Source organism: Pseudomonas putida group bacterium ESBL64 (genome assembly GCF_045277175.1).
Lineage (GTDB): Bacteria > Pseudomonadota > Gammaproteobacteria > Pseudomonadales > Pseudomonadaceae > Aquipseudomonas > Aquipseudomonas alloputida.
Genome location: NZ_CP145799.1, coordinates 628,463 through 653,667 on the forward strand (window position 1 = coordinate 628,463; position 25,205 = coordinate 653,667).

General features: G+C 59.9%; 24 protein-coding genes. 9 read left to right on the forward strand and 15 right to left on the reverse strand.

Features of this window, described 5'->3' with window-relative positions; genetic code table 11:
- Window positions 1–102: 102 nt before the first annotated feature.
- A complete protein-coding gene (locus tag V6093_RS02805) occupies window positions 103–1,473 on the reverse strand; it encodes an HD domain-containing phosphohydrolase (protein ID WP_108078608.1) in 1,371 nt (456 codons plus the stop codon).
- 197 nt (window positions 1,474–1,670) lie between these two features.
- Here V6093_RS02805 and V6093_RS02810 point away from each other — a divergent pair, with 197 nt between their 5' ends.
- The 3 genes from V6093_RS02810 to V6093_RS02820 are packed head-to-tail and all read left to right on the forward strand — an operon-like array spanning window position 1,671 to window position 5,880.
- On the forward strand, window positions 1,671–2,669 hold the full coding sequence (locus V6093_RS02810; RefSeq protein WP_047604933.1) for a cytochrome-c peroxidase: 999 nt from the start codon (window positions 1,671–1,673) through the stop codon (window positions 2,667–2,669).
- Complete coding sequence (locus V6093_RS02815; RefSeq protein ID WP_144000047.1) at window positions 2,666–4,480, forward strand: DAHL domain-containing protein; 1,815 nt, start codon at window positions 2,666–2,668, stop codon at window positions 4,478–4,480. Before V6093_RS02810 ends, V6093_RS02815 begins: the two co-directional genes overlap by 4 nt.
- The gene (locus tag V6093_RS02820; protein ID WP_004576691.1) at window positions 4,477–5,880 is read left to right on the forward strand and encodes an ATP-binding protein; all 1,404 of its coding nucleotides are present in this window, start codon (window positions 4,477–4,479) and stop codon (window positions 5,878–5,880) included. Before V6093_RS02815 ends, V6093_RS02820 begins: the two co-directional genes overlap by 4 nt.
- 74 nt (window positions 5,881–5,954) lie before the next feature.
- Here the strand turns inward: V6093_RS02820 and V6093_RS02825 are convergent, their stop codons facing one another.
- The 6 genes from V6093_RS02825 to V6093_RS02850 form a co-directional block, all read right to left on the reverse strand.
- Window positions 5,955–6,431 carry a GNAT family N-acetyltransferase gene (locus tag V6093_RS02825; RefSeq protein WP_265978879.1) on the reverse strand — a complete coding sequence of 159 codons (477 nt, stop codon included), beginning with the start codon at window positions 6,429–6,431 and terminating at the stop codon, window positions 5,955–5,957.
- Window positions 6,432–6,642: 211 nt separating this feature from the next.
- Complete coding sequence (locus V6093_RS02830; RefSeq protein ID WP_179053014.1) at window positions 6,643–7,344, reverse strand: VIT family protein; 702 nt, start codon at window positions 7,342–7,344, stop codon at window positions 6,643–6,645.
- Between the two features lie 69 nt (window positions 7,345–7,413).
- On the reverse strand, window positions 7,414–8,379 hold the full coding sequence (locus tag V6093_RS02835) for an FAD:protein FMN transferase (protein ID WP_047604930.1): 966 nt from the start codon (window positions 8,377–8,379) through the stop codon (window positions 7,414–7,416).
- Entirely contained in the window at window positions 8,369–10,549 is a 2,181-nt protein-coding gene (locus V6093_RS02840; RefSeq protein ID WP_265978876.1) for a PepSY domain-containing protein, read from the reverse strand. The genes V6093_RS02835 and V6093_RS02840 overlap by 11 nt, the downstream gene beginning before the upstream one ends.
- Before the next feature lie 25 nt (window positions 10,550–10,574).
- Window positions 10,575–11,045 (reverse strand): DUF2271 domain-containing protein, encoded by a 471-nt coding sequence (locus V6093_RS02845; protein ID WP_003248166.1) that lies wholly within the window; start codon window positions 11,043–11,045, stop codon window positions 10,575–10,577.
- A gap of 91 nt (window positions 11,046–11,136) precedes the next feature.
- Window positions 11,137–11,460, reverse strand: a complete 324-nt coding sequence (locus V6093_RS02850; RefSeq protein ID WP_003248168.1) for a PepSY domain-containing protein — start codon at window positions 11,458–11,460, stop codon at window positions 11,137–11,139.
- A gap of 132 nt (window positions 11,461–11,592) precedes the next feature.
- Here V6093_RS02850 and V6093_RS02855 point away from each other — a divergent pair, with 132 nt between their 5' ends.
- Complete coding sequence (locus V6093_RS02855) at window positions 11,593–12,252, forward strand: response regulator transcription factor (RefSeq protein WP_003248169.1); 660 nt, start codon at window positions 11,593–11,595, stop codon at window positions 12,250–12,252.
- Window positions 12,249–13,583: a HAMP domain-containing sensor histidine kinase gene (locus V6093_RS02860; protein ID WP_108078603.1), complete on the forward strand. Its 1,335-nt coding sequence runs from the start codon at window positions 12,249–12,251 to the stop codon at window positions 13,581–13,583. The genes V6093_RS02855 and V6093_RS02860 overlap by 4 nt, the downstream gene beginning before the upstream one ends.
- Before the next feature lie 128 nt (window positions 13,584–13,711).
- Here V6093_RS02860 and V6093_RS02865 read toward each other — a convergent pair whose 3' ends face one another.
- On the reverse strand, window positions 13,712–15,094 hold the full coding sequence (locus V6093_RS02865) for a PLP-dependent aminotransferase family protein (RefSeq protein ID WP_047604927.1): 1,383 nt from the start codon (window positions 15,092–15,094) through the stop codon (window positions 13,712–13,714).
- A 121-nt stretch (window positions 15,095–15,215) separates the two neighbouring features.
- Here V6093_RS02865 and V6093_RS02870 point away from each other — a divergent pair, with 121 nt between their 5' ends.
- Entirely contained in the window at window positions 15,216–16,082 is an 867-nt protein-coding gene (locus tag V6093_RS02870; protein ID WP_003248175.1) for a DMT family transporter, read from the forward strand.
- A gap of 112 nt (window positions 16,083–16,194) precedes the next feature.
- Here V6093_RS02870 and V6093_RS02875 read toward each other — a convergent pair whose 3' ends face one another.
- The 3 genes from V6093_RS02875 to V6093_RS02885 all read right to left on the reverse strand — a co-directional run bounded on the left by V6093_RS02875 (window position 16,195) and on the right by V6093_RS02885 (window position 18,306).
- Window positions 16,195–16,671 carry a nuclear transport factor 2 family protein gene (locus V6093_RS02875; protein WP_003248177.1) on the reverse strand — a complete coding sequence of 159 codons (477 nt, stop codon included), beginning with the start codon at window positions 16,669–16,671 and terminating at the stop codon, window positions 16,195–16,197.
- A 47-nt stretch (window positions 16,672–16,718) separates the two neighbouring features.
- Complete coding sequence (locus tag V6093_RS02880) at window positions 16,719–17,291, reverse strand: TetR/AcrR family transcriptional regulator (protein WP_223817389.1); 573 nt, start codon at window positions 17,289–17,291, stop codon at window positions 16,719–16,721.
- A 124-nt stretch (window positions 17,292–17,415) separates the two neighbouring features.
- Window positions 17,416–18,306 carry a LysR family transcriptional regulator gene (locus V6093_RS02885; protein ID WP_003248181.1) on the reverse strand — a complete coding sequence of 297 codons (891 nt, stop codon included), beginning with the start codon at window positions 18,304–18,306 and terminating at the stop codon, window positions 17,416–17,418.
- A 105-nt stretch (window positions 18,307–18,411) separates the two neighbouring features.
- Between V6093_RS02885 and V6093_RS02890 the strand changes: the two genes are divergently transcribed.
- Window positions 18,412–19,419, forward strand: coding sequence for a zinc-binding alcohol dehydrogenase family protein (locus V6093_RS02890; RefSeq protein ID WP_003248183.1), 1,008 nt, complete (start codon window positions 18,412–18,414; stop codon window positions 19,417–19,419).
- A 118-nt stretch (window positions 19,420–19,537) separates the two neighbouring features.
- A complete protein-coding gene (locus V6093_RS02895; protein WP_080580378.1) occupies window positions 19,538–19,924 on the forward strand; it encodes a putative quinol monooxygenase in 387 nt (128 codons plus the stop codon).
- 312 nt (window positions 19,925–20,236) lie between these two features.
- Here V6093_RS02895 and V6093_RS02900 read toward each other — a convergent pair whose 3' ends face one another.
- The 3 genes from V6093_RS02900 to V6093_RS02910 form a co-directional block, all read right to left on the reverse strand.
- Window positions 20,237–20,992: a DUF4239 domain-containing protein gene (locus V6093_RS02900; protein WP_003248187.1), complete on the reverse strand. Its 756-nt coding sequence runs from the start codon at window positions 20,990–20,992 to the stop codon at window positions 20,237–20,239.
- Between the two features lie 179 nt (window positions 20,993–21,171).
- Window positions 21,172–22,083 (reverse strand): magnesium transporter CorA family protein, encoded by a 912-nt coding sequence (locus tag V6093_RS02905; RefSeq protein WP_144000051.1) that lies wholly within the window; start codon window positions 22,081–22,083, stop codon window positions 21,172–21,174.
- Between the two features lie 3 nt (window positions 22,084–22,086).
- Window positions 22,087–23,667: a RimK family alpha-L-glutamate ligase gene (locus V6093_RS02910; protein ID WP_003248192.1), complete on the reverse strand. Its 1,581-nt coding sequence runs from the start codon at window positions 23,665–23,667 to the stop codon at window positions 22,087–22,089.
- Between the two features lie 94 nt (window positions 23,668–23,761).
- Here V6093_RS02910 and V6093_RS02915 point away from each other — a divergent pair, with 94 nt between their 5' ends.
- On the forward strand, window positions 23,762–24,856 hold the full coding sequence (locus tag V6093_RS02915) for a GNAT family N-acetyltransferase/peptidase C39 family protein (protein WP_014861103.1): 1,095 nt from the start codon (window positions 23,762–23,764) through the stop codon (window positions 24,854–24,856).
- Window positions 24,857–24,947: 91 nt separating this feature from the next.
- Here V6093_RS02915 and grxC read toward each other — a convergent pair whose 3' ends face one another.
- Window positions 24,948–25,202 (reverse strand): glutaredoxin 3, encoded by a 255-nt coding sequence (gene grxC / locus V6093_RS02920; RefSeq protein ID WP_047604923.1) that lies wholly within the window; start codon window positions 25,200–25,202, stop codon window positions 24,948–24,950.
- Window positions 25,203–25,205 lie beyond the last annotated feature (3 nt).

The following is a 25,205-nucleotide window of genomic DNA, read 5'->3' on the forward strand; positions in this document are numbered from 1 at the left end:
AGCAAGCATAGCGCTTGGGTGTATTGCCGGTGTGGATGACGCCGACGTGGTGCTGTACGCGCAGTTCTGATGGTGCCGGGCTGAATGAGCGCCCCACCTCCTTCAATACGGCGCCAAGTCTGATCTTCCAGGCGTTATAGGGTCGTTCGAGGGAACCCGAACGAAAATGCAGTACTTACCACCCTCCATCGATTCAAAGGCCACCAGCTTTTCCACCAGCGCGGCGCTCAAAACCTTGCCGGCGTTAAGCAGCAACATGCCGTTGTCGGCGTTCAGGTTGCGCGCAAGCACCATTCCCGGCGCCAGGTCACGGGTGGTACACACCTGGACTTCAGGGTCCACCAGGGTGATATCGCTGTGGAACGAGGCGCAAACCTGGACGAAATCCTCAAGGAGCGCCGGGTCATACAACCGGTCGGCGTACTTGCGCAGGTAGAGCAAGGCCTCATCGCTGTTCATCTGCCGTTCAAGAATCAAACCCCGTTGCAGCTCAACGAAGTCCACGGCCAGCTTGAGCAAGCGAGCGCCGAACGGGATAGCTTCACCTTTGAGCCGGTCCGGGAAACCGCTGCCGTCCCAGTGCTCCTGATGATGCAGGATCAGGCGCGCGGCATCTTTCATGGGCTCAAGGGTCATCAGCAGCGCTTCACTTTGGCGTGGGTAGTCGCGATAGCGGTCGCGGTCGCCGTGCATCAGCTGGTCCGATGGGGCTACGATCATGCTATCCGGCCAACTCAATTTGCCTATGTTGTACAGCGCCGCAGCCATGGCCAGATCGCGGCTTATCGCCTCGTCCAAGGCGTGGACCCGACAGTAGCAACGCACCAGTTCGATGATCTGTCGATTGGTCTGCTTGGCTGGAGGCAGCCGCAGATTAGCCAACATCGAGAACACCTCGGTCCCGGTCACATAGCTGTGTTTCAGTTCTTCGTAGGCCAGATCGAGCATGTCAGCGGTCTGCTGCAGCTCCGCGGTACGGGCTGCAACGCGTTTCTCCAAGTCGTTATTGAGCAGTCTCAACTGGGCGTTCTGCCGACGTGCCAGCAGCTCCAGGCGTTGGCGCTCGCGTTCGGAAAGCTGGTGCTCCAGGGCCTGGCGCAAGGTCATCAGCAATTCGTCGTCGTTCCAGGGCTTGCTGATGTAACGGTGGATTTGACCGTCATTGACGGCCTTGATGATTGCGCTTGGGTCGGCATAGCCGGTCAGCAAGATCCTGACGGTCGATGGGTGATGCTGATTGATCTGTGCCAACAAGGTGGCGCCGTCCATCCCGGGCATGCGCGCATCGCTCATCACCAGATCAACCGGGCCCTCGGCCATCTGCGCCAGTGCCTGCTCTCCGCTGGTCGCCAGCTTCACGTCATAGGGTTGGCCACGCAATAGCCGACGCAGACTGTTAAGGATTGACTCCTCGTCGTCTACCAGCAACACGGTCGGCCGATAGGGTGAAATCAGGGGCGGTTGCACGTCCATGGCAGGCCTCACGTGGTCGATCGATGGAGGCACTCGAGCTCAACGAGCGCTTAGGTCAAAGGCTAGTTCATTTTTCCGTGACAGGTGCCGGGCAAGGTGTGGCGGGTGGCAGGCAAATTGTCTGGAAGGCATCTAACCTGACGGCATGGCACCACCCTTCTGTAAGTCCGTCAGCCCAGGGAAAAGGATTCTCCCGGATGTCAGCGCGCACAACCTGTCGTTATCGTTCCGCTCTTCACCTGCAGCGCTTGCGCCGTTGTCTGGGCCTGTGGGTGCTGCTCGTTCTGAGCGGAGGCAGCGGGGCGGAGCCGCTGGACGAGCCGCTCAAGCCGCTGCCTCCGATACCCACTCTGACACCTGGGCGTGTCGAGTTGGGCCGCCAGTTGTTCAACGATCCGCGGTTGTCGCGCAACGGCACACGGTCCTGCGCCAGCTGTCACCGTCTGGACAAGTACGGGGCCGATGACCGGGCGTTTTCCATGGGGGCAGATGGCCTGCCGCTTACGCTCAATACGCCAACGGTACTCAATGCCAGCCTTAATTTCCGACAATTCTGGAATGGCCGGGTCGAGTCACTCGAGGAGCAGGGGGAGGCCGTGATCACCAGCGCTCACGAGATGGGCGGAGACTGGCGCGTGATCGAGCAACGCATCGCCGCAGACGTGCATTACCGCCAGGCGTTCAAGGATGCCTACCCGGACGCGGTGACAAAGGACAACATCCTCAGCGCGTTGGCCGATTACCAAAGGACGCTTCTTACCCCTGGCGCGCGCTTCGATCGTTACCTGCAGGGCGATACCGAGGCGCTTACCCTGGAGGAAAAATACGGCTACCAGCGCTTCAAGGACTATGGCTGCATCGCCTGCCACCAAGGGGTGAATATTGGGGGCAACATGTTCCAGAAATTTGGCGTGTTCGGCGACTACATCGCGGACCGCGGCCACCCCACCGAGGCGGATCAGGGCCGCTTCAACGTGACCGGAGAGGAGGCCGACCGGGGCGTGTTCAAAGTGCCGAGCCTGCGCAATGTGGCGATGACCGCGCCCTATTTTCACGATGGCTCGGCGCCTACGCTGGAGCGTGCGATCGATGTGATGTTTCAGTATCAGCTTGGACGAATCCCAAGCGATGAGGACCGCAGGCTCATCATGCTGTTCCTCAAAACCCTTACTGCTGAAAAGGCGGGTCAGCCATGAGGGTGATTTCCCGGCGCACAAGCCTGATTCTATTCAGTGGATTGGTCCTTGTACTGGCGTCGATGCTGCTGTACCTGTACCTGAATTCCGGGTCAGAGCAGACCCAGACCTACAACGAATCCCGAGATCTCATTCGTCAGCTCAAGCAACAGGATGCTGTGTGGGAAAACGAGGTGCTCAAGGCCCGGGTAGCCGTCTCTCATAACTATGATCCACTCGTGACCCCCCTCAAGGAGATGAAGCGGCTGTGGGCACGATTCGACAGCCGGGAAGCCGAACAAGGGCGCGTTGACGCAGACCAGTGGCGCGATGCCTATGACGGTTTTCTCTCTGCGTTTGGGGAAAAGGCTCGGCTCGTGGAGCAATTCAAATCGCACAATGCCTTGCTGCGAAATTCGTTGGCATTTCTACCCACAGCCGAGGACGGTATTCAGGCCCAGATCAACACCATGCTGGCCCCGAATCGGCCGGAGGTACACGTATTCGTTGCTGACACTTATGACCTGTTGCTAAGTGCCCTGGAGTTCGCGCAGGTTACCTCTGTGGAAAGGGCTGCCGAGATAGAGGTGGGGTTAGGTAACCTGGCTGTTAACGCGGAGAACCTGCCCAAAGAATTCCACACGCCCCTCAATTTGTTGAGTAATCACGTGGCGTTGATCCTGCGCGAGCAACCTGTCGTCAACCGCCTGCTCGAACAGATCGAGGCGATCCCGGTTGCCGAACGCCTGGATACGATCACCAGCCTCCTGGACAGGGATCAACAGCAGGTTGAAAGGATCAACCGTAAAAACCATCTCTACACGTTATGGCTATCCGGCTTGCTGATGTTCTCGGTCATTTGCCTGGCTGCGCTGCTGGTGCGCAGCTTCGCCGAGGTGAGACGGGTCAACAATGCGTTGCAAAGCGCCAATGACGTCCTGGAACAGCGGGTCGAGGATCGCACCCTGGAACTCAGAAACGCTCAGAGCGAATTGCTTAACGCGGCGCGCCAAGCAGGCATGGCGGAGATCGCTACCAATGTGTTGCACAACGTGGGCAACGTGCTCAACAGCGTGAACACATCCTCTGATCTGATCGCTCGAACGTTGCGCAGCAGCAAAACCCAAGGTTTGGGCAAGGTCATGCAACTGTTCCGCGAGCATGCCACTGACATCGGTCGGTTTCTCGACGAGGATCCCAGAGGCCGGTTGCTTCCCGGCTACCTCCACCAGCTGACCGAGGCGATCGCCGAGGAGCAGAAGGAGATGGTGATCGAGCTGGAGCGGATGAACAAAAGCATCGACCACATCAAGGAAGTGGTGGCCACCCAGCAATCCTACGCCGGGGCTAAAAATGTACCAGTGCCGCTGTCGGTCAACGACCTGGTCGAGGACGCGCTGCGCATGAACGCAGGCGCGTTGATCCGGCATCAGGTGAGGGTAGTGCGCGACTTCGCAGATCTGCCTCTGGTGATGGGCGACCGGCATCGGCTGTTGCTGATACTGATCAACCTGATCAGCAACGCCAAGTACGCCATGTCCGGCCCCGGCAGCGACCCACGGACGATGATCCTCAGGACGCGCATCATTGAGGGGGGCTTGCTGGAAATGAGCGTGCTGGACGAAGGCGAAGGCATTGCGCCCGAAAACCTGCAGAAGATCTTTGCCCATGGCTTCACCACGCGCAAAGACGGGCATGGCTTCGGCTTGCACAGTTGCGCCTTGGCCGCCATCGAGATGAATGGTCACCTGACCGCACACAGCGACGGCCCTGGCCTGGGTGCTGTCTTTACCCTGAGGATCCCGCTGATCGCGGTGACGGAGCCTGCATGAGTGACCTGACCAATCGCCGGATCCTGCTGATCGATGACATGCCGACTATCCACGAGGATTTTCGCAAGATCCTTGCCCCGGCCAAAGCGCAGAACACAGAACTGGACGAGATGGAAGGGTTGTTGTTTGGCGAGCAGATCAAGAACGACCGACCGGTATTCGAGCTCGATTCAGCCTATGGCGGTGAGGAAGGGCTCGGCCTGCTGAAGCGTGCGCTGCAGGCCAGCAAGCCTTACGCGTTAGCCTTCGTCGACATGCGTATGCCAGGTGGATGGGATGGCGCTCAAACCATTGAGCACCTGTGGGAAGAGGACCCGCTGCTGCAGGTAGTCGTCTGCACCGCCTACTCGGACTATTCCTGGGATGAGTTGCTCGACCGGCTGCAGGCCCACGATCGCCTGCTGATCCTGAAAAAACCGTTCGACAACATCGAGGTCCAGCAAATGGCCAGCACCTTGCTGACCAAGTGGGAAATGACCCAACGAGCCTCGCTGAAAATGCACCAGCTCGAACAGCGGGTAGAGCGGCGTACCCAGCAACTGACCCAAGCCAGCGAGGCGCTGCAGCAGGAGATCGAGGAGCGCAAGCAGCTGGAAAGCCAGCTGGTGCAATCGGAGAAGCTCGCCTCGTTGGGGCAGATGGCCGCCGGCGTGGCGCACGAGATCAACAATCCGATCGGTTTCGTGTCCTCCAACCTGGGCACTCTGGGAGGGTACTTTCAACAACTGTTAGCGATGCTCGACGCCTATCGCGAGGCCGAACTGATGCTCGGCGCAAACGAAACCACTGGGCGCTTGCAAAGGCTTCGTGAGCAGACTGAGCTGGAGTTCCTCATGGAAGACATCCCGATCCTCATCAAGGAGTCCAAGGACGGAATCGGTCGAGTGGCGCATATCGTCAAGGACCTCAAAGACTTCTCGCGCGTTGACAACGCTCAGCAGTGGCAATTAGCCGATTTGCAGCAGGGCATTGACTCCACGCTCAACATCGTCGCGAGCGAGCTGAAACATAAAGCCGACGTGGTAAAACGGTACCAGCCGTTACCCCCTGTCGAATGCCTACCGTCCCAGATCAACCAAGTGATAATGAACCTTGTGCTCAATGCCGTCCAAGCCATGGGCCCCGAGCGGGGCACCATCACATTGGGCACTGTTCATCAAGGCGGCTGGGTGTGCATCGACGTTGCGGATACAGGCGCTGGGATAGCACCGGAGAACATCAAGAAAATCTTCGATCCTTTTTTCACCACCAAGCCCGTCGGCCAAGGAACCGGGCTAGGCCTGTCCCTTTCCTACGGCATTGTAAAGAAACACGGAGGAGAGATATCCGTATCAAGCCAGGTCGGAGTGGGAACAACATTTCGCGTGCAACTGCCGGTAAAGCAGAGCGCAACGCTGTGATAGCGCACGCGGGGTGGGTATGCCACAACCCCAAAAGGGCAGGGGATGCGTGCCCCGGCGATCCCGCCAACCAGTCAATGTTTTGCGGTGGCGAGTAGCCGATAGCGTGAGAAGGGCGTGCCGTCGATATCCACCTCTGCGTCAAGGCAAAACCCCAGGCGAAGAATACCTTTGATTCGAGTTCTGGTTGATGGAAGCAATAGGGTAATGGACGCTAGCCCCATCTCCTGGAAAGCGCGCCCTACGATCTCATCGAAAATCACTCTGCCAAGCCCCCAGTAGTCTGGATGAAGCACCAAGGCAAGATCAGCGTCGCCGTCTTCCTGCTGCAGGCCACCCCAGCCGGCGAATTGACCGTCAACGAAAAAAGCCCAGGGACCATAGCCATTCAGTGCCCATTGGGCCTCTTTTTGGGCAACCCACACCTTGCATTTGCGTTCGTCAAAGTCGGGACGACCCAAGGGCATTTGGCGCAAGACATCGGGGTTGTTGTTGAGTGCGATGATGTCGGCGATGGGGGCGTCGCTCAGACGCCGGAAATGCAGCTGCATGATGTGCCTTGTCGAACGGCTTTGAACCTGATTTATAGCGCCTGCCATTGCCCCTTTTCAATCTTCAGACTCGTACCAGCTGAGACAATTCATGACATCGAAGAAACTGGGCCGAATACTCCGACGCTGAGTTCTGCGCCCTGGCCGAACGGTATTAGGCAGGATCGATGCATAGGCCGCCAATGGCGCGGCCTGAGGCCCGATTCTCGCGCTAGACCACCGCGCCAAACAAGTGCCCCACCAGTGCCGTGACGCCCATGGCCAACGCCCCCCAGAAGGTCACCCGCCAGGCGCCCGTCATGATGCTGGCCCCGCCAGCCTTGGCGGCAATAGCCCCCAATGACCCGAGAAATACCAATGACATGCCCGATATCCAGGGGCCCACGCTGTGCTCCGGTGCGACAAACGTCACCGCCAGCGGCAAGGTGGCGCCCACCACGAAGCTCGCGGCGGACGCCAGGGCGGCCTGCAACGGTTTGGCGGTGAGCGTGGCGCTGATGCCCAGTTCGTCGCGGGCGTGGGAGCCCAATGCGTCATGGGCCATCAATTGATCGGCCACTTGATGTGCCAGCTCGGGTGCTACCCCACGCTGCATGTAGATGTTGGCGAGTTCGGCGTGCTCAGCTTTCGGGTCGCTGGCCAGTTCTGCCCGTTCGCGGGACAGGTCCGCCCGCTCGGTATCGGCCTGGGAGTGCACCGAAATGTACTCGCCAGCGGCCATGGACATGGCCCCGGCCATCAGCCCCGCCATTCCGGTGACCAGCAACGTGGCGTGGCTGGCGTTGGCCGCCGCGACCCCAATCAGCAGGCTGGCGGTAGAGACAATGCCGTCGTTGGCACCCAGGACAGCGGCGCGTAGCCAGCCGATACGATCACTTCTGTGTGCCTCGGTGTGCCTGTGCATGAATTTCATTGTTTGACGCGGCTCCCTGTCATCAGGCGGTTCACGTTGCACGGGTGCCGAGCGGGCCGGCAGCCGGCGTCAGCGGGCTTCAATTTGCACCTGCAGCTGTCCGCCGACAATGGATATTTCCCTGAACTGCTCACCTTCGCGCAGCACGAACAGTGCGTCCATCCCGCGTTCCTGAGCCAGACGAGGGCCCTCGGTTTCGCCCAGGACCATCAGCGCCGTGGCCCAGGCATCGGCGAGCATGCACGAGGTCGCCACCACGGTAACGGCGGCGAGCGCGTTGCACAGTGGTGCGCCGGTGGCCGGGTTCATGGTGTGAGCATAGGACTGACCGGCTATGTCGACCCACTGCCGGTAGTCCCCGGAGGTCGCGATTGACATATCGCTAAGCGCCATGACGCCCATGACTTCCCGCACGCCCCTTTTGGGCTTTTCCAGCGCCACGACCCAGCATTGTCCGTCAGGTTTGACGCCCCGGGCGCGCATCTCGCCATCGATACCGACCAAGTACCGCGTGATACCTGAACCTTCCAGGCAACGGGCCAGTTCATCCACGCCAAACCCTTTGGCAATCCCACTCAAGTCAAGGCTCAGCGGCACGCGCTTGCGCACCTGGTTGCGTTGTGGCTCAACCTCCAATGCGCCGCTGGCTAACAGCCGGGTGCGCGGCGCAGGGGAATCGATCACCTGCGTTGTGACCTGCCGCGCCGCTGGGCCGAAGCCCCACGCGCTCACCAGGTCACCGACAGCGATGTCGAAGGCGCCGCCGGATTGCCGGCTGACGCGCAATGCAGCAGACAGCACCGTGACCAGTTCCTTGGGCACCGATACCCATTCCTGCTCGGGGGCGGCATTGAGGCGGTTAAGGTCCGACTCGGGTTTCCAGGTGGACATTTGCTGGTCCACCCGGGCCACGGCGCGGGCCAACTGCTGGCCAAGTTCGTCGGTATCCATCCCGGCCCCGGCATAAAACAGGGCGGTGTAGCGGGTGCCCATGGTTTCGCCGTTCAGGCTATAACGCTGCAACTCAGTAGACATCTTCACGGTAGCGTCCTTGTGCCTTGAGGATCAGCACGCTGAGGTTGAGGGGCGCCAAGACTTCATCCAGGGCCTGCATCACGCCTTTGGCCATTTCGCGACTGCCACACACCAGCACTTGGGCACCTTTTTCAATCAGCCGGCGCAAGGCGAGGGCATCACTGATCAGCCGATCTTGTACGTAGCTGCGCTCCTGGACTTGAGAAAAGGCGGCGTGCAATTGCGTCAGGCGGCGGTCCGACAAGTATTGGTTGAGCTCCGGTTCGTAGAGAAAGTCCGAGGCCGGGTTGCGCCCGCCCCAATACAGGTGCATCGGGTGTCGGGCCTTGTTGTTGCGGATAAAACCGGCCAAAGGACCAATACCGGTACCGGCGCCGATCAGAATTACCGGGTGCGTGCCCGATGCCGGACGAAATTGCGGGTTGGGCTGAATGAAGGCGTCAATCTGCGCGCCAATGTCCAGGCCGTGAAGAAACTCCGAGCACATGCCCCCGTTGTGTTTACGCACACAGATCTCCAGCACGCCGTCCTGGGCGCCACTGGCCAGCGAGTAGAAGCGCGGGATTGGGCTGCCCGGGGGCAGAATCCCGACCAGGTCGCCGGCCAGAAAATTCGGCAGTCCGCCGCGAGCGTTGAAGCGCAGGACATGGGTCGGTGCATTTACCTGTTCGCCATAGGCAATCCGCTCTGTCAGCTCCAATGAATGGGTGCGCGGCTGCTGCGGGGTGTGAACCAGCGCCAGCGCCTGCCCCAACACGTCGCCCAGCGCGTGGCCCCAACGCGCAAACGCCTGAGGGCACTGGCGGTTGACGGTCTCCAGCCCCAGCAATGGCGAGCCACCGGCCTGCAACATCGCATGCTGCACTTGATGGGCGTACCGACAGAATCGCGCAAATTGGCGGTCGCCCAGGCCCAGTACCGCAAAGGGTAGGCCGGGCTTGACGCCGGTTTTGGCCAGCCGCGTCAGGAACTGCGAAGCCGAAGCCGGCGCATCGCCGTCACCGTGGGTCGCGGTGAGGATGAACACTCGTTTGGCATTAGGGTAATCGCCCAACCAGTCATTCATCGCCGCGCTGTGCACCTGATGGCCGCTCTGGTGCAAGGCGTCATGCAAGGTTTTGGCAAAACCCCAGGTGCTGTTGTTTTCACTGCCCACCAGAATCACGCTGTCGGCGGCATGAGCAGGGCTGTTGTGGCGGAGGCGCGGGCCAGCTTTGCGGCGGCGCCACCATAACAGAATGCCGGTCACGCTCATCAACGGCACGCAGAGGGCGCAGAGCCCGAGCAGCAGGCCCAGCCACCAGAGGCCTTCGCCAGTGTGCAACTGGTAGATCAATTCATAGACGTTGAGCATTGGGTCGTGGGCTTGATAGGACAGCAAGGCGCCGCTGGCCTGGTCCACGTAGCCATCGCCCTGTGCTGTGCGCAGGGAAAACACATCGCGAGGGTTGCCGGGGCTCGGGTAGACCAGCTCGCGCAGGTCGTTCAGGTCGGTGGCTTGCAAGGCCTGCAGTTTTGCCACCGGCAAGGCCGGGCCGGCGCTGACGTGGGCAGGGAAGGCGGGTTCAGCTTGACTGCCGTCGGCGATAAAATCAAACGTGGTGGCGGACAGGTAGGCCCCGCTCAGTGCCGACAACAACAGCCCGAGCAAGGCCAGTCGCCCGACTTCAGCATGCCAGCGCTGGCTGAAAGTGCCCCGCAGCGGCCGTAGCAGGTTGCGCCAGCCACCCAGGCGTCGGGCCAGCAATAGCGCGCCGGACACTGACAGCGCCAGCATGAGCAGGGCACCAACACCCGACACCCCATGGCCCGGCGTGCCAAGGAACAGCGAGCGGTGCAGGTCTTTCACCCAGCGGGTGAACGCGGATGGCTCGTAAGGGGCGAGCCCTTGGCCGGTCAGTGGGTCGACCTTCTCCGCCCCGGCCTTGTCGTTCTGGTTGTAGTAGACGATCACCGTGCCGGACGCTGAGCGCTGGATCTGCTCCACCCCCGTAAAGTGGTTGGCCACGCGCCCGGCAAGTTGGCCGACGTTGAGTTGCCCGGCAGAAGTGGACGTGCTGTGCAGACGCTCCAGCGCCGGCTCGACAGACAGAATCGCGCCGCTGCTGGCCAATACCATGACCAACAGGGCGGCGATCAGGCCAGGAAGGGAATGGAACTGACGAAGCATGTTCAGCCTCCGGAGGTGGCGGGTGCTACAGGTCGTAAGTAAAGGCGTCGACGTAGGCATTGCCGGTCGCGGGCTTGCCTGCGCCCTTGGAGGTCAGCGGCACGCTGACATCGCCGCGGGCGTCGCGTTTGTCTTCGACGGCGCTGTCGATGCGGATCTGATACCCGGCATCAATCAGCGTGTCCGCCAGTTCTACGCTGACTTTCAGCGTGCCCCCACTGCCGACGCTGGCGCCGCTGACCCCGTCGAATTCGCTCGGGTTCATCCCGCTGCCCCGGGCCCAGTCGGCCAGGTGCTTGTAATATTTGGCCTTCTTGCCGGCCACCCAGAGGGTTTTCTGGTACTGGCCATTGGCGTCGGTGACGTAGATCGCCAGGTAGGCATCATTGCCGCTGTAGTCCTTGAGCTGCGTGGTCAGGGTCACTTCACGGGCCTGGGCCAGCGCCGGTAGGGTAATGGCGCCGATGAGGCAGGTTGCTGCGATGATCTTTTTCATGAGCGTGTCCTCTTGATCGTCAGGTCGAGAGCCTGGACCTGCCGGCTGACAGCAACCTGAACGGCAGGAAAATTCATAGACAGGTGAGTTGTCATTCGGCGAGCGGGCTGCCGAGATAGTCATTGGCATCGCCGTCATTGCGCAAATGGACCTCGAGTGTCTTCAGGCGCAGCGATGCCGGGGAGTAGCTGGCTTCGATGTCATTGCCCTTGCGGTCCAGGCCCTTGAGTTCGTAACAGCCGTCGTCGACCTTGATGCGCTGCACGCGCCAGCCGTATTGCCGCTCTACCTGCTGACGCAAGGTTTCGCGAGGCTGCCAGTCGCTTACTGGGTCGCTGCAGTCGTCACCGGCCAGGGCGTAACCGCTGACCAGCAAGCCCAACAGCGTGGCATTGGCAATAAAACCGGATTTCATGACTTGTCTCCTGTCGAGGGCGGCGTCTGTGGCATAACCTAAAGTGCCTACCTGACAGCCAGCTGAATCTTCAGATTCACATCAGGCAAGGCGATTAAGGTGCTGCAAGGCAACCATCTCAGGAGATGTCAGATGCGGGTTCTATTGGTTGAGGACGCTCCAGGCCTGGGTGAAGCGGTGCGCGAACAAATTGCCGATGACGGCCACGCCGTCGATTGGGTACAGCGCCTGGACCACGCGCGCAACAGCGTCCGCACCACGCCTTACGATCTGATCTTGCTGGACCTGATGCTTCCGGACGGGCGCGGGTTGGACTTTCTGCGTCAACAACGCGCGGCAGGAGACGTGACCCCCGTGATTATCCTGACCGCCCAGGATCAGATTTCCGATCGTATCGCCGGCCTGAACGCTGGCGCCGATGACTACCTGGTCAAACCGTTCGACCTGTTTGAACTCTCGGCCCGCGTGGCAGCGGTGGGCCGCCGTTATAGCGGCAACCCCAATCCACAGATCAAACTCGGTGATTTGCAGGTCGACATGAGTGCCCGCACGGTGCAGCGGGGCAGTGCGACGGTGGACCTCACGGCGCGGGAATGGGCGCTGTTCGAGGCGTTTGTGCAGCGCCCCAGCGCACTGCTGTCAAAGTCGCAGCTCGAAGAGCGGCTGTATGCGTTCGGCGCTGAAATCGAGAGCAATACCATCGAGGTATACATCAGCCGTCTACGTAAAAAACTCGGACGCGAACTGATCGAAACCGTGCGAGGCATGGGCTACCGGTTAATGTCCGCATGAAGCCGTCTTCGAGCCTGCAGATACGTCTCGGCCTGGGGCTGACGCTTGGTATGACCTTACTCTGGCTGGTAGCGACAGTGGGGGCCTGGCTCGTGGTGCGGCATGAGTTGAACGAAGCGTTCGATAGCGCCTTGGAAGAGACAGCACAACGCATCCTGCCCTTGGCTGTGCTGGAAATCAGCAATCGGGAAGAATCCCGGACTGCACAACACGTCGCGACGCTGAAGATGCACAAGGAGTACCTGACTTACCTGGTGCGCGACGCCAAGGGCAACATCCTGATGCAATCTCACGACGCCAACCCTGAGATTTTCAACCGACAACCGTCTGAAGGTTTTTCCACTTCTGAAAAATACCGATTGTATGGCGCTAGCGCATTGCGCCAGACACTGTTCATCGAGATGGCCGAACCGCTTGGTCATCGTCGTGAAGCCGCGCGGGAGGCCTTGTTTGCGTTGTTGTTGCCTCTAATGGTGTTGATTCCTGTCAGCCTGGCGGGCACTTGGTTGTTTGTACGTTTCAGCCTGCGCAGCGTGCGGGCTTATCGTCGTGCCATTGAAACACGCGGTGTGGGTGACTTGTCGCCGATCAAGGTGGCGCACCTGCCAGCAGAAATCGATCCGTTGGCGGAGGCGGTCAATCACCTGCTGGAGCGCTTACGCAATGCCCTTGAGGCCGAGCGCAGCTTTACCGCCAACAGCGCTCACGAGCTGCGCACACCATTGGCCTCGACCCTGGCGCAGATCCAGCGGTTACACCACGAAGCGCCGGAAGGTCCGCTGCGACTGCGTGCGCAGAAGATCGAGCAGGCGTTGCGCGAGCTTTCAAGGCTTTCAGAAAAGCTCATGCAGTTGGCCAAAGCGGAGGGCGGCGGGCTGTTGTCCGAAACGCCACAAGACCTGATTCCGTTGCTTGCCCACGGCGTCGACGAGTGGAACCAGCGCAGCGGGCAGCGCATCGAGTTGCAGTTGCCAAGTCAGGCCGGCGTGTACTCGATCATTGACCCGGACGCGTTTGGCATCCTGCTGCGCAACCTGATTGAGAATGCGCTGAAGTATGGTGCAACGGACCAACCGGTCGAAGTCAGTCTCACCGATCAGGCACAGCTGCGGATAGTCAACAGCGGCCCGGCAGTGCCGCAGTCTGTATTAGAGCACCTGACCGAGCGTTTTGTGCGCGGTCACAGTGAGATCAGTGGTTCAGGGCTGGGCTTGGCGATTGCCAAAACCATCGTGCAGGGGGTAAACGCGCGCATGGCATTGTTATCCCCGGCAACAGGTCGACGCGATGGGTTTGAAGTCTGCATCTGGTTACCGCTTGCCCCATCCTGAAAGACCCTGGAACTCACCACGTTCAACAGTGCTTTCCTGATACCCGAGCCTCGGCCAGGTTGAATGTAAGGAGATGAAGGGCTGCATCTAACGATCCTTGCTCAGGCAGAACGGGGATGGTCACGCGACTAAGCACTCAGCGCCCGTTTCAACACTTCGTAAATTTTGGCATCACCTGATTGGGCAACGTTGAAACGGAGGAAGTCACCCGCAGCCATCGACTGGCTGAACGCATTACCAGGCGCCAGCACTACACCTTCATTCAAGCAAGCCCGAGCCAGCGTTGCTGCATCCTTGCCTTGAGGGAGTTGGCACCAGACGTACATGCCTGACTGGGGCGTTATCCAGGGCTTGATGCCAATGGCCCGAAGCCTCGCTACCGTTCTGTCCATAGCCTCGGCCAGCCTGAGGCGAACACTCTCCATGTGTTTCCGGTACCCGCTATCGGTAATCGCCAGATGGATGATGTCCGCGGCCAGGCGGCCACCCCCGAATGTGGTCGCAATCTTGAGATCGACCAGGCTCTCGATCCAGTCACTGCGAGCCGCGATGTAGCCGCATCGAATCGAAGCGGAGATGGTCTTGGAAAAGCTACCGATCTGGATAACACGAGAGAGGCCATCGAAGGCAGACAGCCGTGGCGCTGGCGCACTCTCGAAATCCCCGAAGATGTCGTCCTCTACAATCACCAGGCTGGAGTTGTCGGCCAGCTTCAGCAACCTGTGTGCCGTGACCGGAGACAGGGTAGCGCCGGTCGGGTTGTGGATGCCTGAATTGGTTATGTACAACCGGGGAGAATGCGCGAGCAGGGCAGCGCCGAATGCATCGATGTCCGGGCCCGTCGCGGTGTAGGGAACGCCTACGATGTTCACCCTGTGCGCTTTCAGCAGTGCGTGAAAATTGAAATAGCAGGGGTCGTCGACCAGCACAGTGTCCCCCGGCTCAAGCAGAAAACGGCAGATCAGGTCGATGGCGTGGGTGCCGGACTCAGTGAGCATGAGCTGTTCAAGAGGGGCTTCGACCCCGATCCCTGTCAGCTTGCGTGACAGGAACTGCCTGAGCGGCAGATGCCCAAGTGGCGAGGCGTACTCCGTCAGTTTCGACGTGTCTGAACGGGCAACGGTGCGAAGCGCCTTGCGCAAGCCGGCTTCGAACATCCAGGAGGCCGGTAGCCACCCGCACCCCGGTTTCAACGCATCGCTAGCGGTGTCTAGAGACTGGCGCGAGATCCACAGCGGGTCCACTTCACGATCAAGCCTTGGGCCGAGTTCGGTGAGCACCAGGGGTGCCACTGGCCCGGCTACGTAAAAGCCGGAGCCAGGGCGAGAGTTGAGTACACCCTCTGCCATCAACCTTTCATAGGCCTCAAGCACCGTAGAAACCGACACTTGCATGGCCTGAGCCATCGCGCGGACCGAGGGGATTCTCGCGCCCGGGGTGTAGGTTCGAGAGGCTATCCGCGACTGGATCTCACCCATGACAGTTCGAATTCGCGTTGCGCTCCGTTTCATCACACCCTCAACTGTGCTGGATAAATATGCCTAACAGTTCGGTTTAAGTGTATTGGATTGTACATGGCCTGGGCGAGCCTGTCGGTGATGTACTGAACCTTGGCTTATCGAGGACTTACCGATGGAAAAATCAGCAAGCGGATGGCTCAATGGTTTCATAGGCGTCGCCATCTTTGCAGGCTCGTTGCCGGCCACCCGAGTGGCAGTCACGGCTTTCGAACCTACGTTCCTGACCTGTGCCAGGGCAACAATTGCCGCCATGCTGGGTGCGCTTTTCCTGATCGTGCTACGGCAGCCTCGCCCCAAACGGGGGGATTTGTCGCCATTGGCCGTAACAGCGCTCGGCGTCGTTATCGGTTTCCCGCTACTGACAGCATTCGCCCTCCAGCACATCACCTCTGCTCATTCCATTGTTTTTGTCGGGCTCCTGCCATTGTGTACCGCAGTATTTGCGGTTCTGCGGGGCGGTGAGCGACCTCGGCCACTGTTCTGGTTGTGCTCGTTGACAGGTGCCGGGCTGGTCGTTGGCTATGCCTTGATGAACGGAGGCGAGGCATCGGCGGTGGGCGATCTGCTGATGTTGGCTGCGGTTGTGGTCTGTGGTTTGGGCTATGCCGAAGGGGCGCGCCTCTCGCGGACATTGGGTGGTTGGCAGGTAATCAGTTGGGCATTGCTTGTAGCGTTACCGGTCATGCTGCTGCTGACGGTGGTCAATCTTCCAGCCCCTGATGACTTTGCCAGGGTAAGTGCTCCTGCATGGCTCAGCTTTGGCTACGTTTCACTGTTCAGCATGCTGATCGGGTTTGTCTTCTGGTACCGAGGGCTCGTCCAGGGGGGGATTGCGGCTGTGGGTCAACTGCAACTCTTTCAGCCGTTCATGGGGCTTGGGCTGGCAGCGTTGCTTTTGCACGAGCATGTCAGCTGGACGATGCTTCTCGTGACGCTGGGGGCTGTCATCTGTGTTTACGGGGCCAGGAAATATGCCTAAGCACAGCGTCATGCCCAGTCAAACAGTTGGGTATAGCCCCCGCCGTCTGACCCCGGGCTGAGTTGCACAAAACACCTGATCCTTTATGTAAAAGGATCAGGTTAAACCTGAATTACAGGCCCAGTTCACTCAGACCTGGGTGATCATCCGGACGGCGACCCAGTGGCCAGTGGAACTTTCGCTCGCTTTCCTTGATGGGCATGTCGTTGATGCAGGCAAAGCGGCGATGCATCAAGCCGTCGGCTTCAAATTCCCAGTTTTCGTTGCCGTAGGAGCGGAACCAGTTGCCCGAATCGTCGTGCCACTCGTAGGCGTAACGGACGGCGATGCGGTTGTCGGTGAAGGCCCAGAGCTCTTTGATCAAGCGGTAGTCCAGTTCTTTCTTCCACTTGCGAGTGAGGAAGTCCCGAGCTTCTTCACGGTTGTTTGCAAACTCGGCACGGTTACGCCATTGGGTGTCCACCGTATAGGCCAGCGCAATCTTTTCCGGCTCACGGGTATTCCAACCATCTTCGGCAAGTCGGACCTTTTCGATGGCCGATTCGCGAGTGAAAGGAGGAAGTGGCGGACGAGCGTGTTCGTTGGACATGGTGGTGCCTCCAATCGTTTGGATGGTTCAGTTGAGTGGGTATTTCTTTAACTTAAAGCGCTTGCGCGCTGCACATCTTTGAGCAAGACCCTTGCGATTTCTCGTGCACTGTCGAGCGCGCTGTGATCACCCATGACGTGGGCCACGGTTATCGTGCCCTCTATAATCAAAAGAAGTTGCTTGGCCAAGCCAGTCGGATCGTTAACACCTAATGCGCTGGTCAGTTCTAGCGTGTAGTCCAGCAGCTTTTGTTTATGCAGTTTTGCGATCTGTCGAACAGGATCGTCTGCGTCACCCACCTCTCCGGCGGTGTTGATAAAAGCACATCCGCGAAAACCGTCAGACGCGAACCAACTGTTGAGTGCATCAAAAATGCCAAGGATGCGCGCTTCTGGCGTTTGCGCTTTTTCGCATTCACTTCTGAACCACGTCATCCAACGTATATCGCGTGCATTGAGTGCCGCTGCTGCGACCTCGTCTTTATTCGCAAAATAGCGATAAATACTTTTACGTGCGACGCCCGAGGTCTTTACCAACAGGTCCATGCCCGTGGCGTGAATCCCGTTCTCGTAAATCAGCTTCTCGGCAGTCGCCAGGATTTTTTCGCGTGTGTCAGTCATTGGCTTATCCATGTAGCCAGAGTAGAACGATCGTTCTCCCTGGTCAAGCAGCGCTTGAAATTATTCGATTGCGTGCAGCGGGGGGCCGGCGTGCTTTCGATCAGGGTGGCTGGCTTCCCGCTGATCAGTCGCGCTCCAGTTCGGCGAAGCGGCTGGACAACCAGGCGTGCAGGTGCCTTACCGCAGGCGACAACTGCTTGCGGTGCGGGCACACCAGGCTCAAAGGCATGGTCGGCCCGGGGTAGTCCTGCAATAGCACGACAAGTCTTCCCGCCAGCACATCGTCGCTCACATCCAGCCACGACTTGTAGGTTATCCCTTCGCCGCCCACGGCCCAGCGCCGGGCAATATCGGCGTCGTCGCAGAGCAGGGCGCCACGCACCTGGACGGTCTGCGTTCCCAGTTGCCACTTGTCGTAGATCCGGCCCTGTTGCATGTACAGCAGGCACTGGTGTTCGAGCAGATCTTCGGGGGCTTGCACGGTGCCTTCCCGCGCCAGGTACTCGGGCGAGGCCACCAGTACCTTGCGGTTCCAAGGTGCCAGTGGCAGGGCTACATAGTTGGCGTCGGCGTTCAGGCCATAGCGGATGGCGATATCCACCGGATCGCGGAACAGATCGGCGATCTGGTCGGAGAGGAAGAAGCGCAGGTTCAACTGGGGATGCTCTCGGCGAAACGCCGTGAGCCAGGGCAACAGCACGTTGCGCCCCAGATCGGAGGGCGCGGCCACCTGCAACGTTCCGCTGAGCTGGGCGCTTTCCTGACGCAGGTTGTCGCGCCCGTGCCTGAGGGCTTCCAGGGCAATCAGGGCCGAGGGCAGGTACTGCTCGCCTTCGGCTGTGAGGCGCAAGCTGCGCGTGGTGCGGGCAAACAATCGCACATCCAGCTCACGCTCCAGGCGCTTGACTGCTTCGGCCGCCTGGCCGGGTAGCAGGTCGGCCTCGCGGGCCGCCGCGGTAAAGCTGCCCAGCGCGGCGCTGCGAACGAAGATGCCCAGGTCGTCGAGACGGATCATTATCACTCCTGCAATGAAAGTGTTGACGGGCAGGGCCCGTTTTTCCCGGACGCCAGGCACGCCAGACTCAATGCCAAATCAAACCACATTCAGCAGCGAGTGCCCATGAAAGCGATCAGTTTCATCCACAAAGGTTTGCCTATCGAAGACCCTGCGTCTCTTCAAGACATCTTCATGCCCAAGCCCAGCCCTGGGCCCAGGGACCTTCTGGTCGAGGTCAACGCCGTGTCGGTCAACCCCGTCGACACCAAGGTGCGCGCCGGCACTTTCACGCGTGAGCCGAAAATACTCGGCTGGGACGCGGCCGGTATCGTCCGCGAAGTCGGGGCCCAGGTGACCCTGTTCAAGCCCGGAGACCAGGTGTACTACGCCGGCTCCATCGCCCGGCCCGGCAGCTACAGCGAATATCACCTGGTTGACGAACGTATCGTCGGGCATCAACCGCGTAGCCTGGGTGCAGCACAGGCAGCCGCGCTGCCGCTGACGGCCATCACCGCCTGGGAACTGCTGTTCGATCGCCTGGGTATCGTGGAGGGCGGCGGGGAGGGCGATGCCCTGCTGATCGTTGGCGCTGCCGGTGGCGTCGGTTCGATGCTGGTGCAGTTGGCCCGGCAACTGACCCGCCTGACGGTTATCGGCACGGCCTCCCGCGCCGAGACCAGCAACTGGGTACGCGAACTGGGCGCCCATCACGTCATCGATCACAGTGCGCCGCTGCAAGGGCAGCTGCAGGCCTTGGGGATCGAGTCAGTCAGCCATGTCGCCAGCCTTACCCATACTGATCAACACTTTGCGCAACTGGTTGAAGTGCTGCGACCACAAGGTCGCCTGGGCGTGATCGACGACCCGCAGACCCTGGACGTCATGCCGCTCAAGCGCAAGTCGCTGTCGCTGCACTGGGAGCTGATGTTCACCCGCTCGCTTTACGAAACCGACGACATGGTGCGCCAGCACGAGCTGCTCGAGCGCGTGGCCGGGCTGATCGATCAAGGCATCCTGCGGACCACCTTGGGCGAGCATTTCGGCGCCATCAATGCCGCCAACATGCGCCGTGCCCATGCGCTGGTCGAGAGTGGCAAGGCGCGCGGCAAGATCGTCCTGGAAGGCTTCTGAAAACTGTTTGACAGACAGCGGCGGACTGGTCGATCCGGTCTGCCAGGAGCATGCATGCTTGAACGAACCGTGTTTCTCTGCGCCGCGCAGATTCCCGGCGCTACGCCCGGTGAAACGCATGCACACATTGAAGCAGGCACTACCGTGCCTGCTCTTTGCAACTGACCAGGAGCTTGATGTGAACCGACAAGATTACCCCCTCGTTTCCCTCGCCATCCTCAAGGCCAAACCAGGCCAGGCACCAACGCTCAAAGCGGCCTTGCTGGCGTTGATCGAACCGACTCGGGCGGAGCCCGGTAACCGCGACTACATGCTGTTCGAACGTCGTGACGAGCCAGGGACGTTCTACATGCGCGAGGCGTTCGATAACCAGCAGGCCCTGGATGCGCACCTGACCACTGCTCATTTCCAGCGGTTTGCCGAGCAGGCTGAACAGCTGCTGGCAGAGCCCTTGCAACTGATCTTCCTTGACCCGGTGTCATCTGCCGTTGCGCCCTGTCCCTGAGGTCATTCATCCAGGCCCTGGCCACTGTGGCATTACTGCCAGCAGCATTGGCACGTAGGCTCACCCAAGCGTGGCGGGCAAACAGAGCCAGGCCATGCTGCGTTGAAAACAGCCTCGCCTGACCTGCGTCTCAAGACTTTTCGTACAGAGCCTAGTGTGGTGTTTTGCAAATACGGCCAATAACTCGCGAGCGATTTTTGCGCTCAAGCAAGGCGTCGCGACGAGTCGTAGCCCAGCTACGGCGAGGAGCGACAACGCCGCATGAGTGCAAAAAGCGCCGCGAGTTATGGTCGTTATTTGTGAAACACCACACTAGAGCTGCATCACGGCGAGCGCTCTACGCAGGGGCTCGTCGGATATCTGGATAGGACCGTGAAATGGTATGTCCATGTCCAATACGAGGTACACGGAAGCCGCAATAAGCAATGAAGAGAGGATGAACATGCCTTTTACCATCGAGTTACGAGGCGCACGGTATCCAAAACTGGCGAAAATGAGCGTCAACCAAGCAGCAAGCATCCCAATAAGCGGGCCAGGAATTGCCCCCTCTGACTGCTCGACGATTCTCCAGCGTTGCTCAATGAGCGAGTGATATTGCTGACGAATATCCTGAAGCATCGTTTCATGGTAGCGGTCCACAGGCCTTATAACGGCCAGCGCTTTGCCTATGTCATCCAAGTATTTAGCCGCCTCGCTGTTACGGTGTTGCAGCGCCTCGTCCCCCCGATAGGGCGTCTCGATAGCGTGCTCTAGATAGGTGATCAGACGATTGCGCGTGTCTTGGGCCGCATCGCCATAGCCCCGCAGTGTCCGATCAAAAATGATCATGCTGGTTGCGTACCCATGGAAGTTTGCGTCGATGGACTCGAAGGTATTTTTGGCGGAATTGATCATCAAGCCAAAGACCAGCGATGTCATGACCACAAAAATGTTAGCTACCAGGCGAATTACCGTGTTCGTGTCCTCATCCCTGTGGTGGGATGCCAGCTTTGGGTACCACTGCATCATGAGCAGCGAGGCGGCGACCAAGCAGCCAAAAATGGCCAGTGCGATCCAGAGGGCGTTCATGCATCAAGGCTCCGATCAATCTGAGTCAAGTCTTAGAAGATAGACCGTGTTCAAACAGACTTATCAGGGTGCCTGTAATTGCAATCAGCGCCAGCATGAATAACCCGATGTATGACTGTTCCATGATCTCGTCCTGCGGGGTGATGGTTAGACGTCGACGAAAATTCCTGGACGGCGGGTCATGTCATACGCCGTAACGCCACGACCATGGCCCCCCCGAGTACCGCCATGGCCAGCAGCAGCGCGGGGAACGTCCACCACCAGGGCAGGCCGGCGGTCATCATGCTGAACTCCGACATGCCGCCGATGCTGGCGAGCAGGTTCAAGGGCAGGAACACCACATTGATCATGGTCAGGTTGCGCAGCGCGTGGTTCATGCCGTTGTTGGCCAGGTTGCCGCGGGCCTCGATCAGGTTGGTAAAGACCTGGGCATGGATCTTCGCCTGCTGGTAGCTTTGCTCGTTTTCGATGATCAGGTCATTCAGCATTTCCAGTTGTTCGGGCCCGAAGCCGTGTTTCTGACCATGGCTGCGCAGCAGGGCTAGCACGGCGCCATTGCTTTGAATGGCGTTGACGTAATACACCAGGCTTTCGCTCAGGCTGTACATCTGCACCAGGTGCTGGTTGTCCATGGTCCGATCGAACTGCAGCTGGATTTCGCGGGCCACCTGCTTTACCACCCGCAGGTGGCCCAGGTAGTGATGCACGCTCTCAGCCAGCATCGCCATCAGCACATCCAATGGGGTGCTCATGCCGGTCTGCCGGTCTACCCCGGCGAGTAGCGAGTTGGCGGCGCAGATCACCACCAGGCGCTTTTCGCTGAGTACGACGCCAAATGACGAGACATTGAATACCCGGCCATCAAAGTTTTCCGGGCGCTTCCAGATCAGGAACAGGTGATCGGGCTTGATCTCGATACGCGCCACTTCATCCGGGTCCAGGGAGGACTCCAGCGACTGGGCGCTGACCCCCAGGCACTTGCACAACCGGGTTTGCTCCGCGGCGTCTGGCGCGACACACAACCATACGCTGGCTCGTTCCTCGGGGGCTTCAAGAAGCGCACCGTCTACGGCGAGGTAGTATTCGATCATCGTTTACCAGGCCTGGCCGAGGTGTTTACGTTCAAGCCGCTGCACGAAAGCCTGCAGCACTCGCTGGTAAAGCGCGTTACCCAGCACGGCGTCTTCGGTGCCTGCATCGAGGTTGGGGTTGTCGTTGACTTCGATCACCAGTACGCGGTCGCCGGTCTGCTTCAGGTCCACACCGTACAGCCCTTGCCCGATCAGCCTGGCGGTGTCGACGGCCAGCTTTACGACTTCGGGCGGTGCCTGTTCCACCGGGACCGCGCGGCACAGGCCGTTGACTTCGCCGGCCTGGGCCTTGTGGTTGTAGATCTGCCAGTGGCCCTTGGACATGAAGTACTGGCAGGCGTACAGCGCCTCACCGTTGAGTACGCCGATACGCCAGTCGTATTCGGTGTAGCAGTACTCCTGGGCCAGCAACAGTACCGAGTGTTCGAACAGCTCCTGTGCCGCCGAGGCCAGTGCCTGGGCGTCGGCGACCTTGATCACGCCTTTCGAAAAGCAGCCGTCGGGAATCTTCAACACCAGCGGAAAACCGAGGCGCCGGCCCACAAGCTCGAGTTCCTGCGGGCGGTCCTTGTACAGGATTTCCGTGGCCGGTGCGCCGAGGTTGTGGCGTTTGAGCAGATCGGCGAGATACACCTTGTTGGTGCAGCGCAGGATGGAGGAAGGGTCGTCGATCACCACCAAGCCTTCGCTTTCGGCCTTTTTGGCAAAACGGTAGGTATGGTCGTCCACCCGCGTGGTCTCCCGAATGAACAAGGCGTCAAATTCGGCCAGGCGTGCATAGTCCTTCTTTTCGATCAGCTCTACATCGATGCCCAGCTGTTTGCCGTTTTCGATGAACTGCTCCAGCGCCTCAGGATTGGAAGGTGGCAGCGCCTCGGCCGGGTCATGCAGAATCGCCAGGTCGAACCGGGCCAGGCGTTTCGAGGCGGGCTGGCGCCACGTCCGGCGGTTGAAGGCATCCAGCGCGTCGGCAAACAAGTGCTGCTGCTCATCCCGCAGTTTGTGCAGCGCGCCGGCCTTGATCCCGTCGATCTGCCAGGTGTCACGCCTGCGAAACTCCACCAGCAAGACAGGGCAGGGGAACGACTCGAACAGCTGTCGGCCGATATCCTGAAGGGGTTCAATGGCGGTCCGCCCGAAATACAAGGTGAGGGTGAAGGCTTCGGTGCTGCCATAAGGGTGATCGGCCAGGGCTCGCTCCAGCGTGCGTTCCAGGTCATCCAGCCCCACGCCATAGAGCGCCTTGCGGGTAAGCTCGCTGATGGTTCGCACCGACGGGAACACCTTGTGGCCCCGTGCCTCGGCGAGCAGCGAGCAGTAGTAGCCTTGCCCCAGATACTTGTAGCTGCGGCACAGGTTGATTACCTGCGTACGCCTCGCAACGTCGTCGCTGTGTTCAAAGTAATCCTGGGCCAGCATCAGGCTCTCGCTGGGAAAGTAGCTGGCCCAGTCTTCCTTGCGCTCCACCACGATCAACAAGCGGTTACCAGCGCTCCGCTTACTGGGTGGCTCCTCGGAGAGGGTTATTGTGGAAACGTCGGTTTTGGCCAATACTTCGGCCACGTTGGCTTGCACCGCTGACATGAGTATTCGATCCCTGTTGAAGAAGACGCCCCTTCAATAAATCACGGGTTTCCCGACCTGTCCCGGTTCGTTACTCAAACATTACGGTGTTGCCATGGCTTTTGATTTTCGCTTTGCATCGGTGGCCGATATCGATGCGCTGGTTGCCCTGGAGCAGGACTGTTTCACCCTCGACCGCCTGAGCCCGCGTAATTTCAACTGGATGGTGCGACGCGCCAATGCCTGCCTTATTGTCGCTGAACAACAGGGTCATCTGGCAGGCTATGCGCTGCTGCTGTTCCATCGCGGTACATCACTTGCCCGTTTGTATTCAATTGCCGTAAGCCCGGCCTGGCGCGGCCATGGGTTGGGCCAGCAGTTGCTGGACCAGGCCCAGGCCAGTGCGCTGGAGCGTAATTGCGCCTGGCTGCGCCTGGAAGTACGCGCGGACAATCCTGCGGCCATCAGCTTGTACGAAAGCAATGGCTATCAACGCTTCGCTGTGGTTGAGAACTACTACGAAGACCACAGCCAGGCGCTGCGTTTCGAGAAGCGTATCCTGCGCAGTGCTCCGCCCCCTGCACGGCAAGTGCCGTACTACGCGCAAACGACCGAGTTCACCTGCGGAGCGGCCTGCCTGCTGATGGCCATGGCTGCGGTCGAACGGGAGCGGGCCATGCACCGCAGTGAGGAAATTCAACTGTGGCGAGAAGCGACCACCATCTTCATGACGGCAGGGCACGGCGGTTGCAGCCCGCAGGGGCTTGCACTGGCGGCCTGGCGCCGCGGGTTCGAGGTGTGCATGGTGGTCAGCCAGCCTGGATCGCTGTTCCTCGATGGGGTGCGCAGCGCGCAGAAAAAAGACGTAATGCAATTGGTCGAGGACGGCTTTGCCGGGGCGTTGGCCGAAACCGACGTGCATCAGGTGCTGGCGCCCGGCCTTGATGTGCGTTCAGCGTTGCAAGCCGGGTTCAGGCCGGTGGTGCTGATTAGCAGCTACCGTTTCACCCGTCTGAAGGCCCCGCACTGGATTCTGGTCACGGGTTGCGATGACGAATTCGTGTACCTGCATGATCCTGATGTGGATCACAGCCGCCAGAAACGCATCCTGGATTGCCAGCATCTGCCCGTAAGCCATGCCGAATTTCAGCGCATGAGCAGTTTCGGCAGGCAGCGGGTAAGGGCCGCTGTGCTGTTGCGCGGGCGATAGAACGGCTGCACAGGTGAGTACGTATGGCATGGGCATTGAGTGAACGCAAGCAGTGCTCCGGATGGGGTCACATGCCGGAGCACTCTACACTTCAAGCGTGAAGCAATGCCTCGAGCTGGCCCTTGCTGTCGAGACGTGCCAAGTCATCGAAGCCGCCGACATGCACCTTGCCAACAAATATCTGTGGGACGGTTCGGCGTTGGGATCGCTGCATCATTTCCGCCAGGTGCAGGGGTGACGCTTCAACGTTGATTTCGTCAGGGGTGATGCCCTTGTTCGACAGCAGTCGCTTGGCGCTCAGGCAGTATGGGCAGTGCGGGGTGGTATAGATAGTCACAGGGCTCATGGC

Excerpts from the sequence above, each read along its gene's own strand:
- V6093_RS02805 (WP_108078608.1), bottom strand. The coding sequence starts at position 1,473 with ATGGACGTGCAACCGCCCCTGATTTCACCCTATCGGCCGACCGTGTTG.
- V6093_RS02810 (WP_047604933.1), top strand. The coding sequence starts at position 1,671 with ATGTCAGCGCGCACAACCTGTCGTTATCGTTCCGCTCTTCACCTGCAG.
- V6093_RS02815 (WP_144000047.1), top strand. The coding sequence starts at position 2,666 with ATGAGGGTGATTTCCCGGCGCACAAGCCTGATTCTATTCAGTGGATTG.
- V6093_RS02820 (WP_004576691.1), top strand. The coding sequence starts at position 4,477 with ATGAGTGACCTGACCAATCGCCGGATCCTGCTGATCGATGACATGCCG.
- V6093_RS02825 (WP_265978879.1), bottom strand. The coding sequence starts at position 6,431 with ATGCAGCTGCATTTCCGGCGTCTGAGCGACGCCCCCATCGCCGACATC.
- V6093_RS02830 (WP_179053014.1), bottom strand. The coding sequence starts at position 7,344 with ATGAAATTCATGCACAGGCACACCGAGGCACACAGAAGTGATCGTATC.
- V6093_RS02835 (WP_047604930.1), bottom strand. The coding sequence starts at position 8,379 with ATGTCTACTGAGTTGCAGCGTTATAGCCTGAACGGCGAAACCATGGGC.
- V6093_RS02840 (WP_265978876.1), bottom strand. The coding sequence starts at position 10,549 with ATGCTTCGTCAGTTCCATTCCCTTCCTGGCCTGATCGCCGCCCTGTTG.
- V6093_RS02845 (WP_003248166.1), bottom strand. The coding sequence starts at position 11,045 with ATGAAAAAGATCATCGCAGCAACCTGCCTCATCGGCGCCATTACCCTA.
- V6093_RS02850 (WP_003248168.1), bottom strand. The coding sequence starts at position 11,460 with ATGAAATCCGGTTTTATTGCCAATGCCACGCTGTTGGGCTTGCTGGTC.
- V6093_RS02855 (WP_003248169.1), top strand. The coding sequence starts at position 11,593 with ATGCGGGTTCTATTGGTTGAGGACGCTCCAGGCCTGGGTGAAGCGGTG.
- V6093_RS02860 (WP_108078603.1), top strand. The coding sequence starts at position 12,249 with ATGAAGCCGTCTTCGAGCCTGCAGATACGTCTCGGCCTGGGGCTGACG.
- V6093_RS02865 (WP_047604927.1), bottom strand. The coding sequence starts at position 15,094 with ATGAAACGGAGCGCAACGCGAATTCGAACTGTCATGGGTGAGATCCAG.
- V6093_RS02870 (WP_003248175.1), top strand. The coding sequence starts at position 15,216 with ATGGAAAAATCAGCAAGCGGATGGCTCAATGGTTTCATAGGCGTCGCC.
- V6093_RS02875 (WP_003248177.1), bottom strand. The coding sequence starts at position 16,671 with ATGTCCAACGAACACGCTCGTCCGCCACTTCCTCCTTTCACTCGCGAA.
- V6093_RS02880 (WP_223817389.1), bottom strand. The coding sequence starts at position 17,291 with ATGACTGACACACGCGAAAAAATCCTGGCGACTGCCGAGAAGCTGATT.
- V6093_RS02885 (WP_003248181.1), bottom strand. The coding sequence starts at position 18,306 with ATGATCCGTCTCGACGACCTGGGCATCTTCGTTCGCAGCGCCGCGCTG.
- V6093_RS02890 (WP_003248183.1), top strand. The coding sequence starts at position 18,412 with ATGAAAGCGATCAGTTTCATCCACAAAGGTTTGCCTATCGAAGACCCT.
- V6093_RS02895 (WP_080580378.1), top strand. The coding sequence starts at position 19,538 with ATGCACACATTGAAGCAGGCACTACCGTGCCTGCTCTTTGCAACTGAC.
- V6093_RS02900 (WP_003248187.1), bottom strand. The coding sequence starts at position 20,992 with ATGAACGCCCTCTGGATCGCACTGGCCATTTTTGGCTGCTTGGTCGCC.
- V6093_RS02905 (WP_144000051.1), bottom strand. The coding sequence starts at position 22,083 with ATGATCGAATACTACCTCGCCGTAGACGGTGCGCTTCTTGAAGCCCCC.
- V6093_RS02910 (WP_003248192.1), bottom strand. The coding sequence starts at position 23,667 with ATGTCAGCGGTGCAAGCCAACGTGGCCGAAGTATTGGCCAAAACCGAC.
- V6093_RS02915 (WP_014861103.1), top strand. The coding sequence starts at position 23,762 with ATGGCTTTTGATTTTCGCTTTGCATCGGTGGCCGATATCGATGCGCTG.
- grxC (WP_047604923.1), bottom strand. The coding sequence starts at position 25,202 with ATGAGCCCTGTGACTATCTATACCACCCCGCACTGCCCATACTGCCTG.